The sequence below is a fragment of the Rhizobium sp. TBD182 genome (assembly GCF_001950375.1).
Lineage (GTDB): Bacteria > Pseudomonadota > Alphaproteobacteria > Rhizobiales > Rhizobiaceae > Agrobacterium > Agrobacterium tumefaciens.
This window is the reverse complement of record NZ_BDLN01000006.1, coordinates 121,461-136,175: the sequence shown is the minus strand read 5'-3', so window position 1 is coordinate 136,175 and position 14,715 is coordinate 121,461. Positions and strand designations below refer to the sequence as shown.

The 14,715-nt window shown below is 57.2% G+C and carries 13 protein-coding genes and 1 pseudogene; 8 read left to right on the top strand and 6 right to left on the bottom strand.

The genetic code is table 11. From position 1 onward, the window contains the following. The first annotated feature begins 12 nt into the window (after nt 1-12). A complete protein-coding gene (locus T18_RS18405; protein ID WP_013761341.1) occupies nt 13-903 on the top strand; it encodes a LysR substrate-binding domain-containing protein in 891 nt (296 codons plus the stop codon). 6 nt (nt 904-909) lie between these two features. Here the strand turns inward: T18_RS18405 and T18_RS18400 are convergent, their stop codons facing one another. Next, complete coding sequence (locus T18_RS18400) at nt 910-1,176, bottom strand: CBU_0592 family membrane protein (protein WP_003517727.1); 267 nt, start codon at nt 1,174-1,176, stop codon at nt 910-912. 234 nt (nt 1,177-1,410) lie between these two features. On the opposite strand from T18_RS18400, the gene T18_RS18395 reads away from it, so the two are divergent. The 5 genes from T18_RS18395 to T18_RS18375 all read left to right on the top strand — a co-directional run bounded on the left by T18_RS18395 (nt 1,411) and on the right by T18_RS18375 (nt 8,460). After that, nucleotides 1,411-2,973, top strand: coding sequence for an ABC transporter substrate-binding protein (locus tag T18_RS18395; RefSeq protein ID WP_038493683.1), 1,563 nt, complete (start codon nt 1,411-1,413; stop codon nt 2,971-2,973). Beyond that, on the top strand, nt 2,973-3,920 hold the full coding sequence (locus T18_RS18390) for an ABC transporter permease (RefSeq protein ID WP_003517729.1): 948 nt from the start codon (nt 2,973-2,975) through the stop codon (nt 3,918-3,920). The genes T18_RS18395 and T18_RS18390 overlap by 1 nt, the downstream gene beginning before the upstream one ends. Then, nucleotides 3,917-4,741 (top strand): ABC transporter permease, encoded by an 825-nt coding sequence (locus T18_RS18385; RefSeq protein ID WP_019566413.1) that lies wholly within the window; start codon nt 3,917-3,919, stop codon nt 4,739-4,741. The genes T18_RS18390 and T18_RS18385 overlap by 4 nt, the downstream gene beginning before the upstream one ends. Beyond that, nucleotides 4,738-6,351 (top strand): ABC transporter ATP-binding protein, encoded by a 1,614-nt coding sequence (locus T18_RS18380; RefSeq protein ID WP_038493687.1) that lies wholly within the window; start codon nt 4,738-4,740, stop codon nt 6,349-6,351. The genes T18_RS18385 and T18_RS18380 overlap by 4 nt, the downstream gene beginning before the upstream one ends. Nucleotides 6,352-6,456: 105 nt before the next feature. Next, nucleotides 6,457-8,460, top strand: coding sequence for a CocE/NonD family hydrolase (locus T18_RS18375; RefSeq protein WP_038493691.1), 2,004 nt, complete (start codon nt 6,457-6,459; stop codon nt 8,458-8,460). Between the two features lie 66 nt (nt 8,461-8,526). Here the strand turns inward: T18_RS18375 and T18_RS27775 are convergent. After that, nucleotides 8,527-8,732, bottom strand: a pseudogene (locus tag T18_RS27775) (type II toxin-antitoxin system VapC family toxin); the annotation flags it as partial. A 224-nt stretch (nt 8,733-8,956) separates the two neighbouring features. On the opposite strand from T18_RS27775, the gene T18_RS18365 reads away from it, so the two are divergent. Together T18_RS18365 and T18_RS18360 are read left to right on the top strand one after the other, a co-directional pair. Then, nucleotides 8,957-9,166, top strand: a complete 210-nt coding sequence (locus T18_RS18365; protein WP_003517737.1) for a cold-shock protein — start codon at nt 8,957-8,959, stop codon at nt 9,164-9,166. Nucleotides 9,167-9,295: 129 nt separating this feature from the next. Then, complete coding sequence (locus tag T18_RS18360; protein WP_003517740.1) at nt 9,296-9,520, top strand: hypothetical protein; 225 nt, start codon at nt 9,296-9,298, stop codon at nt 9,518-9,520. 210 nt (nt 9,521-9,730) lie between these two features. On the opposite strand, the gene T18_RS18355 is transcribed toward T18_RS18360, so the two are convergent. The 4 genes from T18_RS18355 to T18_RS18340 all read right to left on the bottom strand — a co-directional run bounded on the left by T18_RS18355 (nt 9,731) and on the right by T18_RS18340 (nt 14,713). Continuing rightward, on the bottom strand, nt 9,731-10,768 hold the full coding sequence (locus T18_RS18355; protein ID WP_038493696.1) for a sensor histidine kinase: 1,038 nt from the start codon (nt 10,766-10,768) through the stop codon (nt 9,731-9,733). A 4-nt stretch (nt 10,769-10,772) separates the two neighbouring features. After that, on the bottom strand, nt 10,773-11,210 hold the full coding sequence (locus tag T18_RS18350) for a response regulator (protein ID WP_003517744.1): 438 nt from the start codon (nt 11,208-11,210) through the stop codon (nt 10,773-10,775). Then, nucleotides 11,207-12,661 (bottom strand): sensor histidine kinase, encoded by a 1,455-nt coding sequence (locus T18_RS18345; RefSeq protein ID WP_038493699.1) that lies wholly within the window; start codon nt 12,659-12,661, stop codon nt 11,207-11,209. The genes T18_RS18350 and T18_RS18345 overlap by 4 nt, the downstream gene beginning before the upstream one ends. A 240-nt stretch (nt 12,662-12,901) precedes the next feature. Next, on the bottom strand, nt 12,902-14,713 hold the full coding sequence (locus tag T18_RS18340; RefSeq protein WP_038495759.1) for an ABC transporter ATP-binding protein: 1,812 nt from the start codon (nt 14,711-14,713) through the stop codon (nt 12,902-12,904). Nucleotides 14,714-14,715 lie beyond the last annotated feature (2 nt).

Genomic DNA, 14,715 nt, shown 5'->3' with positions numbered 1-14,715 from the left:
TTGGGAACCTGAATGCAACCGTCTTTTAGATTGCCGCCGCTGGAGGCGCTTGTTGTTTTTGAGGCAGCGTCCCGTTTGGGCAGCTTCTCCCGCGCGGGCAACGAGCTGGGCCTGACGCAGAGCGCCGTCAGCCGGCAGATCGGCAAGCTGGAAGCGTTCATTGGCTCCAAGCTTTTCGAGCGCGTGCCGACAGGCGTGCGACTGACGACCATCGGCGAAAACTACTCGATCGATATATCGCGGCTGATCCTCGATATCGCAAGTGTTACGGACGGCGTCCGCTCGTGGACCGGCGCCAGCCAAATCACCATCGCCTGCTCTCGCGGGATTGCGGATCAATGGTTCATGCCTCGCCTGCAGAAACTGAAACGCGATATTCCCGGCATCGAATTGCGGGTGCGGGTAACTGACGATGTGGCGCATCTGCGTCTGGATGAATTCGACCTGGCTATTTTCTATCGCAAGGAAAGACCGATTGGCGTCTGGCTATCGGAACTCGGCCAGGAGGAGGTCGTCCCCGTTTCTGCCCGCGGCATGACCAATCTTATGGAGCAGAGGGCACCGGTTTTGATCTCCATCGAAGATTCGATGCGGGAATGGCAGGATTGGAGCGACTGGTGGCGCTCGTCACACCTGTTGCCGCCACAGGATGCAATCCAGTGGAAACTCGGAGACTATGGCCTCTGCGTCGCGGCGGCATCGCAGGGGCTTGGTGCAACGCTTGGGTGGACCTGGCTCATCCGCGACCAACTGGATAGCGGAGCGCTCGTTCCTGTGCATTCCCATGCCATGCGCTCGGAAGGCAAATTTTACCTGATGCGACCGGCAGATCGCCACCAGCGTAAAATTGTGCGCGAGGTTTCCGATTGGCTGATTGCAGACAACCATAAAACCGCGCGCTGAAACCCGTCATGCCTGCGCAGGAGGTGTTTTGCGGCGCCGGTCCAGGAGGAACCGCGCGTAGCCGATGATGGTGAACAGCAGCCAGGCGACCTGTGAAATCAGTGAGCCGAGGTTGAAATTCCATATCAGCGAGTAGATCAGAAACACGCCACCCAGAACGTTTAAGAGAGTGTAGCGCCAGTCTTCTATCGTCAGAAGTCGTAGCTGCAACAGGGCATAGGCGAAGAGATAAAAAAACGCTCCTGCAAGGCCGACAAGATCCGCTAGCCCCATTTGTATCCACTCCATAAACACGCCCGCCCGGCGAGCGCCTGCTACACCGGACCCGCTCCGGCGCATCCCTTTACTCCGCTTCGCAGATAACCGGATGCGCTCAGATTTCATGACCCCATGCGCAAAAATCATACCCCCCTGCGCGCATCGGTATCTAGTGCCGAACCGTCGAGTACGATACGCCACTGCCAGCCGCGCCTCGTCCGGCCCCGATAAAAAACAGGGAACCCAAACATGACATCCTCCCCCTTTTCCTTCTCGCTCGACCGGCGGCATTTTCTTGCCGGCGCGGCCAGCCTCGCGGCGCTTTCTGCCGGTTTCATCACAGACGCCAGTGCGCAAGGCGCGGACACACCGAAGAAGGGTGGCGTTTTGAAATTGGGTATCGGCGGCGGCAGCACCACGGATAATCTCGATCCCCGCATCCTGAAAGACTGGGTGCCGGTCAATCAGGCCTTCATGATCATGAACGGCCTTGTCGAGATCGATGCAAGCAATCACGCTGTGCCTGAATTGTTCGAAAGCTGGGAAGCGCAGCCCGGCGCCGTGGAGTGGGTCTTCAAGCTGCGTCAGGGTGTCACCTTCCACAACGGCAAGACCCTGACGGTGGAAGACGTCATCTACTCCATCAACCTGCACCGTGGCGAAACCACCTCTGCAGCACGCTCGGTTGCGTCTGCGCTTAAGAGCGTCGACAAGCTTTCCGACACCGAGGTCAAGATCGTCCTCGAAAGCGGCAATGCCGACCTTCCTTACATCCTGTCCGACTACCATTTCCTCGTTGTGCCGGAAGGCTGGACGGATTTCAGCAAACCTGTCGGCACCGGGCCATTCGTGTTCGAAAGCTACGATCCGGGCGTTCGTTCGCGCTTTACCCGTAATCCGAATTACTGGAAGCCGAATGCCGCTCACGTTGACGCCGTGGAAGTCATCGTCATCAACGATATCGCCGCACGCACCAATGCCATGATGTCGGGTCAGGTCCATGCGATCAACCAGCTCGACTTCAAGACAGTAGACCTGCTGCGCCGTAACCCCAACCTCAACATCGTCCAATCGGCTGGCGGCCAGCACTTCACATTCCTGATGGATTGCACGCAGGCGCCATACAAGGACAACAATATCCGCCTTGCCATCAAGCACGCCATCGACCGCGAGCAGCTTTTGAAAACCGCGCTGCGTGGCTACGGCCGCATCGGGAACGATCATCCGATCCCGAGTTCTGACCGCTTTTATGCCGCGGATCTGGTGCAGCGTCCCTACGACCCCGAGAAGGCGAAGTTTTATCTGAAGCAGGCTGGCCTCGATACGCTCAAGGTAGAGATTTCCGCTTCCGACGCCGCCTTCTCCGGCGCTGTGGATGCAGCGGCGATTTTCCGCACGAGTGCGGCCAAGGGCGGCATCGATGTTTCTATCAAGCGCGAACCCGCCGATGGCTACTGGGACAATGTCTGGATGAAAGCTCCATTCTGCATGTCATACTGGGGCGGACGCCCGACAGCAGACCAGATGCTGACCATCGCTTACCAGTCCACCTCGGCGCAAAATGATACGCACTGGAAGAACGAAAACTTCGACAGGAAACTCATTGAGGCGCGTGCACTTCTCGATGATGCGAAGCGCAAGGAAATCTATGCCGAGCTTCAGGCGCTCATCTCCAATGAGGGCGGCGCCATGATCCCGATGTTCGGAGATTATCTGGATGCGACATCCAAGAAACTGAAGGGCGTGACCACGCATCCGATGTTCAACTTCATGGGTGCCCGTCTCGCTGAAAAGGTCTGGTTGGACGCATAATGACTAAGCTTATCCTGAAGCGCATTGCTTTGGGTATTTTGACGCTTCTGCTGGTGTCGGCGCTTATTTTCGCCGGCACTCAGCTTCTTCCCGGAGATGTGGCGTCGGCAATACTCGGACAGAATGCGACGCCTGAATCTCTCGCCGTGCTGCGCGCCGATCTCGGTCTGGAGCAGCCCCTTCTGCAACGTTATCTTTCCTGGCTCGGCGGTTTCGTAACCGGCGACCTTGGAAATTCGCTGGCAAACCACCAGCCCGTTGCAGCTCTCTTATGGCCGCGGTTCTGGAACACCATGGCGCTGGCGCTGTATGCCGCCGTCGTGTCCGTTCCGGTTGCCGTACTTCTGGGTCTGTTCAGTGCCATCTGGCGCGGCAGCCTGTTCGATCGGGCTGTCAACATCGTTGCGCTGGGCTTTGTTTCCCTTCCGGAGTATTTTCTGGGCCTGTTGCTGATCCTTTTCGTGTCCGTGCAGTACAATCTTTTGCCGAGCCTAGCCGACACCTATCCGGGCATGGGCTTTGCGGATTGGCTGAAAGCCACCACGCTTCCTGCTCTGACGCTGGTTCTGGTGACTGTGGCGCAGATGCTGCGCATGACCCGTACCGCCGTTCTTGCGGTGATGGATCAGGCCTATGTCGAAACAGCCTATCTCAAGGGATTGCGGACCAAACGCGTGGTTCTTCGCCACGCGCTTCCCAACGCCGCGGCCCCGATCGTCAACGTCGTATCGTTCAACATCGCCTATCTCATCACCGGTGTGGTGCTGGTAGAGGCCGTGTTCAACTATAACGGCCTTGGCCGTTTCATGGTCGATGCCGTTTCGAAGCGGGACCTTCCACTGGTACAGGCGGCAGCCCTCGTTTTCGGCGCAACCTACGTCATTCTAAACATCATTGCCGATGTGTCGGCAATTGCGCTTAACCCGCGCCTGAGGCATCCCCGATGAAAATGCTCCGCACCATCACCCCAACCGCATGGGTCGGTCTTTTCATCATTTCGGTCAACATCGTCCTGTTCGCAGCCGGTCCGCATATCGCGCCTTTCGGGCAGGAGGAGATCGTCGGTTCGCCTTTCGATCCGCCTTCGGCAATGCACTGGTTTGGCCTTGATCAGAACGGACGCGATATGCTGTCGCGCCTTTTGGCCGGTGCGCAAATCTCCATCGGCGTTTCGCTGGCGGCGTCCCTGCTCTCCTTCACAATCGGCATCACGCTTGGTTTCATCGCGGCTATCTTCGGCGGCTGGCTCGATATGGTTCTCTCGCGCATCGTCGACACTGTCATGTGTATTCCAGTGCTGATCTCGGCTCTTGTCGTGCTGCAGGCGCTAGGCTCGTCCATCCCCGTGCTGATAGTGACCATTGCGCTTCTGGATTCCACCCGCGTCTTCCGTCTGGCGCGCATTGTCGCCCAGGGCGTGAATGTGCTGGAATATGCCGAGACCGCGCGCCTGCGCGGAGAAGGCCTGATCTGGCTGGTGTTCAGGGAGATACTGCCCAATGCCCTGCCGCCGCTCATTGCGGAATTCGGCTTGCGTTTCTGCTTCACCTTTCTGTTCGTGGCCGGTCTGTCCTTTCTCGGGCTTGGCGTTCAGCCGCCTTTCGCAGACTGGGGCGGCATGGTGAAGGACAACCAGCAGGCCATTCTTTATGGCCTCTACGCACCGCTTTATCCGGCCGCTGCCATCGCCGTTCTCACCATCGGCGTCAATCTCGTCGTGGACTGGCTGCTGGCTGGCCGCAGCGCAATTCAGGGAGCAGACCGATGAGTAACAATGAGGTCTTGCAAATTCGCGGCCTGAAAGTTGCTGCACCGAATGGAGCAATTCTGGTTGATGGTATCGATCTGGATCTCAAGCGCGGTGAGGTCAAAGGGCTGATCGGTGAATCCGGCGCCGGTAAATCCACCATCGGGCTTGCCGCCATGGGATATGGCCGAAACGGTTGCCGAATCGTTGGTGGAGAAATCGTCGTGAATGGCGTTTCGCTGATGACGGTGGATCGCGCCGGTCGTGAGGCGGCGCGCGGTGCGCGCATCGCTTATGTGGCGCAAAGTGCAGCTGCGGCGTTCAACCCTGCCATGAAGATTGGCGAACAGATTATCGAGGGGCCGCTTTACCACGGCGTCATGAACCGGCGGGAAGCCGAAGCCTGGATGCTGGAACTGCTGCAAGCGCTGCAACTTCCCGATTATCAGAATTTCGGCAACCGTTACCCGCATCAGGTCTCCGGTGGGCAGTTACAGCGCGCGATGGTGGCCATGGCGATGTCATGCCGCCCTGACATACTCGTGCTGGACGAACCCACAACGGCACTCGATGTCACCACGCAGATAGAGGTTCTGGCCCTGCTCCGCAGCCTCATCCAGCGCTACAATACCGCCGCCCTCTACATCACGCATGACCTTGCCGTCGTCGCGCAGATTGCTGACAGCATCATGGTCTTGCGCCATGGCAAAAAGGTAGAAGCCGGTTCTGCCGAGGATATTCTCGAGCACCCGCAGGAAGACTATACGCGCCGCCTTGTTTCCGAACGCCAAGCCAGCATGTCCGGCGAATCCGTCCAGAACAGGGGTGGTGAAATCCTGCTGGAAGCGCGTGACGTCACCGCCTACTACGGTCGCAAGAAGGTGCTGGACAACGTTCACTGCGAAATCCGAAAGGGCGAAACACTGGCAGTCGTGGGTGAATCCGGTTCGGGAAAATCCACTTTGGCCAGGGTTATTGCCGGGTTGCCGCCGCAATCCTCCGGAGTCATTTCGCTGGCTGGACACCGGCTTGCGGACAAGTACTCCAGGCGTTCGCGCGAAGATCTTCGCCGCATCCAGCTCGTCTACCAGCTTCCGGATGTGGCGCTCAATCCACGCCACACCGTCGGCGAGATCATTGGCCGTCCCATGTCGTTCTATTTCGGAATGAATGAAGATGAGCGCGCCTCCGAGGTGAACCGGTTGCTGGACCTGATCGGTCTGCCCCGGGAGTTTGCAGAGCGCCTGCCAAAAGCGCTTTCCGGGGGGCAGAAGCAGCGCGTGTGTATCGCACGCGCACTTGCCGCAAGACCCGACCTTATCATCTGCGACGAGGTGACATCGGCACTTGATCCTCTCGTGGCGGAAGAAATTCTCAGACTGTTGCGCTCGTTGCAGGATGAACTGGGCGTCTCCTATCTGTTCATCACCCATGACCTCGGCGTCGTTCGCCGGCTCGCCGACAGGACGATGGTGATGCAGCATGGCCGCATTGTCGAAACCGGCACGACCAAGGAGGTTTTTGCACCTCCTTACCAACCCTATACAGAACAGCTCATAACCTCGGTCCCCGAACTGCGGCGCGACTGGCTGGATGGCGTGCTGGCAAAACGTGGCCTCCCCGCCGCATGATCTGCGGGGCGGTTCACTCTTTGATGGGTGTCGCCTCGCATTCTTTCATTGTTGTTTCCCGGCAAAGCGATGCCCGCTTCAAATGACCCGACTGGAATACCCCAAATGACAATACGTATTGAAGAACATATCTGGATTCCCATGAGCGATGGCGTACGCCTTGGTGCTCGCCTTTGGCTGCCGGAGGGCGCGGAACAATCGCCGGTTCCCGCCATTCTCGAGTATATTCCCTATCGCAAGCGAGACGGAACCCGCGGGCGCGACGAGCCGATGCACGGCTATTTTGCCAGCCAGGGATATGCCGCAATTCGCGTGGACATGCGTGGCACAGGCGAATCCGATGGCCACATGGCAGACGAATATCTGAAGCAGGAACAGGACGACGCACTCGAGGTGATCGACTGGATTTCCCGCCAGCCGTGGTGCAGCGGCAATGTCGGCATGATGGGCAAGAGCTGGGGCGGCTTCAACGGCCTGCAGGTCGCCGCCCGCCGTCCGCCGGCACTGAAAGCCGTCATCACCGCCTATTCGACCGACAACCGTTATACCGACGACATTCACTACATGGGCGGCCTGCTGCTGAACGACAATCTGTGGTGGGGCACCATCATGCTTGCTTATCAGAGCCGTCCGCTCGATCCGGAGATCGTCGGCGACACGTGGCGCGACAGCTGGATCGAGCGCCTGGAGAAGCTCCCCTTCTTTCCCGCACTCTGGCTGGAACACCAACGTTACGACGATTACTGGAAACACGGCTCGGTCTGCGAAGACTGGAGCGCAATTGAATGCCCGGTCCTTGCCATCGGCGCATGGGCGGACAGCTATACCAATGCCGTCCCGCGGCTTCTGGAGAACCTTCAGGTCCCGCGTCGCGGCATCATCGGTCCGTGGGGCCATATCTACCCCCAAGATGGTGTTCCCGGTCCCGCAATTGGCTTCCTGCAGGAAGCAACGCGCTGGTGGGACCATTGGCTGAAAGGCAAGGAAACCGGCGTCATGGACGAGCCGATGCTGCGCGCCTTCGTCAGCGACACGATCGAACCGACCGGTACGCGGACGACGACGCAAGGCCGCTGGGTGGGCGAAGCAACATGGCCTTCGCCCGAAATTGCAACCCGCTCGCTTTACCCCGGTGCAGCGAAGGAACTGCGCGATACGGCAAGCGAACCGGCAATTCTCAGCATTCGTTCGCCGCAAAGCCACGGCAAGGCGGGCGGGGAATGGATGGCGACCGGATGCCCCGGCGAACATCCAACCGATCAGCGGCTCGACAACGGTGGCGCGCTCGTTTTCGAAACCGCCTTGATGGAAGAGGATTTCGATATTCTCGGTGCGCCGGTAGCGCGTCTGCGCATTGCCGCAGATTGCCCAGTCGCGCAGATTTCACTGCGCCTCAACGACGTCCTGCCGGATGGCCGTGCCACACGTGTCAGTTATCAGGTTTTCAACCTGACCCACCGCGATAGCCACGAAAATCCGGAAGCGTTGGAACCCGGCAAATTTTACGATGTCGTAATCAAGCTCAATGATTGCGGTTATCGTTTTGCCAAAGGGCACCGGCTGCAACTCGCCATCGCCACGGCCTACTGGCCGATGGTATGGACATCGCCTTACGATGCGACGATCAGCGTTTCCGTTGCAGAAAGCGCGCTTGACCTGCCCGTGCGTGCCACCGGTGACGACAAGCCTGTGCGTTTCGAGGCCCCTGCCCACGGCCCATCGACACCCATGACGCAGGTCGATCCAGGCACGGTCCGCCGCTGGACCGAACAGGACCATGAGACGGGTATCAACACCTATGTCACGGAAGGCGTGGGCGGCTTGTTCGGCGAGGGCGTGTTGCGGTTTGACGACATCGGCACCGAACTCAGCCATAGTCTGCGGCGTGAATTGACCATTCGCGACGGAGATCCCCTCTCCGCGAAATACGTCCTCACCCAGACATATGAAATTGGCCGGGATGGGTGGCGCATCAAGATCGAGAGCCGCACCGAGATGCGCTCCGACAGGGAAAATTTCTACCTGACCGGAGAACTTTCGGCACTCGAACATGGCAGCCTCGTCAAAACCCGGAAGTGGGATGAGCGCTACAAACGCGACCTCATCTGATGTCGCATGGCCCTTGCAGCTATTTGCGGGGGCCTACAACATACCATTGTCTCGATACCGTACCTGTCAGCTTTCCTGTTCAGGAGCGATCAATGTCACTGTTGGGAAACAGGATCGATATCGGCCTACGTCTCGTGTCAGAAGCGGGAGACCTTGAACCGCGGCATGAGCTCCAATAAAAAAGTCCGGCAAAACGCCTGTGCGGGATCCGCCCGCACGGCGATACTGCGTGAAGACCTTCCCGCTAAAAACAATGCAGAGCGAGTAAAAGGGATGGCCAAGCACAACTTTTTGTCGAGACGCGAAAATTAGAAAAACTAATAGTTGACGCAACCGTGCAAGCACGCTATAACGAACCATCGAATTTGCTTGCTTAGCTTTGCTTGTTGCGCGATTGGCACCGCGTTCTGAACGAACCTTTCCTTTCAAAATCGCTATCAATGTTCGCAGCGCTTCTCAGTGCTGTGGGTCCTCTATCGCTATGAAAGGGTTCATCATGACCACTGGCACAGTTAAATGGTTTAATTCCACTAAAGGCTTCGGCTTCATTCAGCCTGACAACGGCGGCACAGATGCCTTCGTTCATATCTCCGCCGTTGAGCGGGCTGGTATGCGCGAACTCGTCGAAGGCCAGAAGATCGGCTTCGACCTGGAACGCGACAACAAGTCCGGCAAAATGTCGGCCTGCAATCTGCAGGCTGCCTAACGGGTTTTGCTTCCCTTTGACCACGGATGTACTGGCACTGCCGGAAGCACCCCGAACCAATCAAGGCCAGGCAAATTGCCTGGCCTTTTGTTTTCCGCTCGCATGCCGAGCCTTACCACCGGAACACCCATGACAGAAAAATACAGTATCTCGCGCCAGAAGGCCGAGGTTGCCTTCAGCAACATCCAGACGCCGTTCTTCGCAAAGGATAAAGCGCTCGACGAGCTTGATTCGATCACGCAATCCCGCGACGCCAAGACCTTGCGGCTGCGGGAAGCACGTCTTGCAAAGGAACAGTCTGATCGCATTTCTGCGACATCCGCTCTTCTTGCCAAGCGTGCCCGTGCACGATGATGGTTTTGACGGCATCGTCAGAACAGGTGCCTGAAGCCAATTCGCATCAGACGGCTTCCTGACCATCCCGGTATATACAGACGCCGGGCCTTGAGCTGTTGCATGCCTGTCAACTCCCAGGCAAGCTTACGTTCCAGCTGCCCAAGCGCGGCGCCAATTGTATTAAATCACTAAATTAGAATTATATTTAAAAACCGAAGCTATCGGCGTTTACGTCTCGCTCCAGGTCATCGTGTAACGCGTTCCCTTGGCCTGTTCCGGGTGCGTATGCGTTTGCTCGACGCGAGCACCAATGTTCTGAGCCATTGCCATAATCAGCTTTGTTCCGAGGCCAGTACCACGCGGAGATGCGTCGGGCTTTGAACCCACACCATCGTCTTCGACAACGAGAACAAATTGCCTATTTTCTTCCGAAAGTTCGACGCGAACCGTGCCGGATTGATCTGGATAAGCGTATTTCAGCGCGTTGGTCAGCAGCTCGGTGATGATGACACCCAGAGCTACGGCATGGTCTGCCTTGAGGCTGATGTCACAAAGCGATGTTTCGACGGTAATGGACGAAGATCCGGGAACCGCCTGAAACAACCCATCGATGATCGACGTCAGGTACGAATTGAGCGATACCAGACCTATATTGTCGGTATTGTAAAGGCTGCGGTGAACGCCGGCGATCGCCGAAATCCTGCTTTGGGTTTCCAGCAAGGCGACTTCGGCTTCCTCAGACTTGATGGTGTTTATCTGCAGGCGAATCATGGCGGATACCAGCGAGAGGCTGTTGGCGACCCGATGGTTCATCTCCTTCACCATCATTTCCGCATGTTCCTTGGCCTTTACCAGCAACCGGTCGGATTCCTCCTTCGTCTGACGCAGACGATGGTTTTCCAGCGACTGATCGATAGCCGTAAGCAACAGCGGGAAAAAGTCGTCACCGACATTCTTTATGACGTAGTCGGCGGCACCCGCCTTGAGGGCGTCGATCGCGATCTGGGCTTCGTTCGATCCCGTTACATAAAGAACGGGAACCCGCCCCGGCAAGGACTGAATCGCGGCAAGGAACTCCATTCCCGTCGATGTCTGGAAGTAATGGTCCAGAACGACGATATCGAACTGCTCGTCTTGAAACATCTTGAGCCCGGACGCCACGGATGCGGCATGGACCACCTCCATTCCGTGACGACCAAGGATCCGGCTGGAAAGCCGCGCCAGAGCCGGATCATCATCAACATACAAAACGCGCAATGCCATCATGCCTTCAAGGTACTTGAATTACGGAGAAGAACAGGCCGAGGTTCTTTATCGCACTCGCAAAGCCTTCGTAGTCGACCGGCTTGGTTATATAGACATTTGCACCAAGGTCATAACATTTCTGAATCTCGGTTTCGTCATCCGTCGTCGTCAAAACGACCACCGGCAAACGGCGCGTATATTCGTTGCTCTTGATCTCCTCGAGAATTCGGATACCCGACATATCAGGGAGGTTAAGATCGAGCAAAACGAGAAGATATCGATCTTTGCTGACAACGCCATCGCGGTTTTCACCGAGGATGTAGTCGAGTGCCTTTGCACCGAGCGTAAAGGGCATGATCTCGTTATTCACACCTGCGCGACGTACGTTCTTCTCGATCAGCCGAGCATGACCTTCGTCATCCTCGATCATAATGATCGTTACCTCTTGACCGGTTGCCTTCATTTTTCGCCTTCTTTCGTCACTTTTCTGAGATCGCTCGGCAACAGCAATGTAAATGTACTGCCTTTGCCAAGTTCGGAACTCACCTTAATGTCTCCTCCTAAACTTCTTATTAGCGACCGAACATGGGCAAGGCCGATGCCTTCCCCCGGTTGATCCTGATCACCGGCGCGGCGAAAGAGTTCGAACACCCGTTCCAGATCATGCTCGCCAATGCCACGCCCGTTGTCGCTGACTTCGATGCTGATGGCACCCCGCCCGGACGGATAAGCACGGGCAGTCAATCGCAGCGGTCGTCCCGGCATCTGGTATTTCACCGCATTGTCGAAAAGATTGCCAAGGATTTGGTCGAGAGAGATACGATCCGTCACGACTGTCAGCTTTGATGTCTCGACACTGATCTCGCCGCCATTGGCATTGATCTGGTGACGAACCGTCTCGGAGAGCGATGACAGCAATGTCTCTATGTCGACTTTTTCCGGTTGCAGCTTTCGCTGACCATCGCGCGATATCTTCAAGATCGCATTGATCAGCTGGTCCATCTTGCGTGTCGAAGAGCGGATGAAACTGATCGCCTCGGGAAGATCTTCCTCGACAGCCAGTCTGGCATCCCGAACCACGTCGTCGGAAGGCATTTTGCCGTCTGCGAGCACATATGCGGTGACCGGCTTCAGGGACGTATCGAATTCGGAGAGGAACCCCATGATATTGACGAGCGGCGCACGCAAATCATGCGTGACGATATAGGCGAAGCGCTGAATTTCCTGATTGGCGCTGCGAAGATCACGGGTTCTTTCCTCAACCCGCTCCTCCAGATGGCGATTTAACTCGTCAACATCTTCCCGAGACCGGTTCAACGCACGGATATATGTGAAAACCAGAAAGATTGAACCGCCGACAACAAGCAGGATCGCCAGCGTGCCGCCGAGCGTTACCCATTGCAATGTATTGGCGGCGCCAAGTTGGTCTCCGACGATGATGCGGAGCCGATCGTCGGTCTGCGATTGCAGCTTCGACAAGATCGCCCTGATTTCGTTCATGAACCGTTTGCCGTCATTCTCACGGACGACTTCGACTGCCTCGGTGATGCGTCCTGCCTTTTGCAGATCGATGGTTTCCTGGGTTTCAGCCAGCTTGTTGGCGACGGCATTACCGAGATCCGTCAGATCCTGCTCGTATTGCTTCTGGTCCTTCAGCACTTCGAGAAGTCTGGACTGCCTCTGCGGCAACAGGCTCAAGGCCTCCTGATATGGGCTCAGATACTCGATGTTGTTGGTCAGCAGATAACCCCTCTGCCCCGTTTCAATGTCCTGCATCGACGTCAGGATATCGAGAATGGCAGCCCGCACACGGCGCAACTCGGCTGTTTCTTGCGAGTACCGGTTGTTCACCTGCACCAGCCACAGCGAAGTGGCGACCATTCCGGTCAATATTGCAACACCTACAGCGAGCATAAACAGGCTTCGCTGAGCAAAAGGCGAAAAACTAATCACAGTTGTAAATTCCCGGCATGCACCTCATTCGCGCGCAAACTAGAATATGCGGCGCATTGAATCGAACGTTTTATTTTCGATTCATATGGGAACCACTTTTGACGACGCGCGTTGAGCGAGGCTGTAAAAAATATTCCGCTCAGAATAGCGGATAGCGGTGCGAAACTTCACGGTTTTTCAACCCGGAATGCCAGAATTGCCTTAAACAACCTGAACCAGATGGCCCGGGGAAACGGTTTTATAGTTTCGCGTCGGCGTTTGAAATCCCATCGGCCGTATCGGGCTTTTCAGTTCATCGTTGGATATGCCGCGCTTTATTCCGCGTCGCGCCGGATCGGGTACCGGCACTGCCGCCATGAGTTTCTTCGTGTAGGCATGTTGCGGATTGTCGAAAACAGCAGCGCGCGGGCCGATCTCCACAATCTCGCCGAGATACATCACCGCGACGCGATGGCTGACGCGCTCCACCACCGCCATATCGTGGGAGATGAAGAGGAAGGCGAGATCGAGGCTCTGTTGCAGGTCGAGGAGCAGGTTGCAGACCTGCGCCTTGATCGAAACATCAAGAGCTGACACGCTTTCGTCGGCAACAATGACCTTCGGATCGAGGGCAAGCGCACGGGCAATCGCGATGCGCTGGCGCTGGCCGCCGGAAAATTCGTGAGGATAGCGGCTCGCCATGTCGGCGGTTAGACCAACCTTTTCGAGGAGATCGGCAGTCTTTTCCTTCGCCTGCTTCGTGGTGCCCAGTTTGTGCTTGATGAAGGGTTCGGAAATCGCCGTACCCACCGTCATGCGCGGATTGAGCGACGAGAACGGATCCTGAAAGATCATCTGTACGGACTTACGCATATTGCGCAGGCCAATGGTATCGAGCCGCATCACATCGTAACCATCGAGCGAAACCTCGCCGGCCGTCGGTTCGACAAGACGCATGATCGAGCGGCCGGTCGTCGACTTTCCGCAACCGGACTCGCCGACCAGTGCAAGCGTCTCCCCCTGAAACAGATCGAAGGAGACGTTTTCGACCGCGTGAACCGCACCCGTCTGCCGGGCCAAAAGGCCGGAGCGGATGGGAAACCGCGTCACGAGGTTCTTGACCGACAGGACAGGTGTCTGTCCGCTCGCAACCGTTTCGGCCACTTCTACCGGCTCGGTCGACAGGCCGGTTTTCATGTCGAGGACCGGAAAGCGCGTCGGCCACTGCCGGTCGCGCATCGAGCCGAGCTTCGGCACCGCCGAAAGCAGCGCCCGCGTATAGGGATGCTTGCCGCGCTGGAATATATCCCCGGTTGGTCCGGTCTCGACCTCATCGCCCCGGAACATCACAATGGTGCGGTCGGCGATCTCCGCCACGACGCCCATATCATGAGTAATGAAGAGGACCGACATGCCCTCCTCTTCCTGAAGCAGTTTGATCAGATCGAGAATCTGGCCCTGAATGGTGACGTCGAGCGCGGTCGTCGGTTCATCGGCGATCAGCAGTTTCGGCCGGGAAGCGAGCGCCATTGCGATCATCACGCGCTGGCGCATGCCACCGGAAAACTGATGCGGATACTCGTCGAAGCGACCGGCCGCGTTGGGAATACGAACCTTTTCGAGAAGCCGGACCGTCTCCGCCCTTGCCTGCTGCTTCGAAAAGCCCTTGTGCCGGATGAGGACCTCGGAAATCTGGCGGCCGATCGTGAAGATCGGATTGAGCGACGTCATAGGCTCCTGAAATATCATCGAGACGTCGTTGCCCCGAACGCCCCGCATTTCCTTCTCTGAAAGCGCCAGAAGATTGCGCCCGTTCAAGAGAACTTCACCCTCAATCCGGCTGAAAGCGGGGCTAAGCAGACGCATGATGGACAGCGAGGTGACGGACTTTCCCGAACCGGACTCGCCGACAATCGCGACGGTTTCGCCCGGAGCGACATCGAAGGAGACGTTACGGACGACGCTCTTCCAAGCATCATCGACGAGAAAAGAAGTGGTCAGGTTTCTAACGGAGAGAACAGGTGTCGTATTCATGA

What these genes read in the sequence shown, in the direction of transcription:
- T18_RS18355 (WP_038493696.1), bottom strand. Translation starts at nt 10,768, where the DNA reads ATGATGGCATTGCGCGTTTTGTATGTTGATGATGATCCGGCTCTGGCG.
- T18_RS18380 (WP_038493687.1), top strand. Translation starts at nt 4,738, where the DNA reads ATGAGTAACAATGAGGTCTTGCAAATTCGCGGCCTGAAAGTTGCTGCA.
- T18_RS18375 (WP_038493691.1), top strand. Translation starts at nt 6,457, where the DNA reads ATGACAATACGTATTGAAGAACATATCTGGATTCCCATGAGCGATGGC.
- T18_RS18360 (WP_003517740.1), top strand. Translation starts at nt 9,296, where the DNA reads ATGACAGAAAAATACAGTATCTCGCGCCAGAAGGCCGAGGTTGCCTTC.
- T18_RS18395 (WP_038493683.1), top strand. Translation starts at nt 1,411, where the DNA reads ATGACATCCTCCCCCTTTTCCTTCTCGCTCGACCGGCGGCATTTTCTT.
- T18_RS18365 (WP_003517737.1), top strand. Translation starts at nt 8,957, where the DNA reads ATGACCACTGGCACAGTTAAATGGTTTAATTCCACTAAAGGCTTCGGC.
- T18_RS18390 (WP_003517729.1), top strand. Translation starts at nt 2,973, where the DNA reads ATGACTAAGCTTATCCTGAAGCGCATTGCTTTGGGTATTTTGACGCTT.
- T18_RS18340 (WP_038495759.1), bottom strand. Translation starts at nt 14,713, where the DNA reads ATGAATACGACACCTGTTCTCTCCGTTAGAAACCTGACCACTTCTTTT.
- T18_RS18385 (WP_019566413.1), top strand. Translation starts at nt 3,917, where the DNA reads ATGAAAATGCTCCGCACCATCACCCCAACCGCATGGGTCGGTCTTTTC.
- T18_RS18350 (WP_003517744.1), bottom strand. Translation starts at nt 11,210, where the DNA reads ATGAAGGCAACCGGTCAAGAGGTAACGATCATTATGATCGAGGATGAC.
- T18_RS18345 (WP_038493699.1), bottom strand. Translation starts at nt 12,661, where the DNA reads ATGCTCGCTGTAGGTGTTGCAATATTGACCGGAATGGTCGCCACTTCG.
- T18_RS18405 (WP_013761341.1), top strand. Translation starts at nt 13, where the DNA reads ATGCAACCGTCTTTTAGATTGCCGCCGCTGGAGGCGCTTGTTGTTTTT.
- T18_RS18400 (WP_003517727.1), bottom strand. Translation starts at nt 1,176, where the DNA reads ATGGGGCTAGCGGATCTTGTCGGCCTTGCAGGAGCGTTTTTTTATCTC.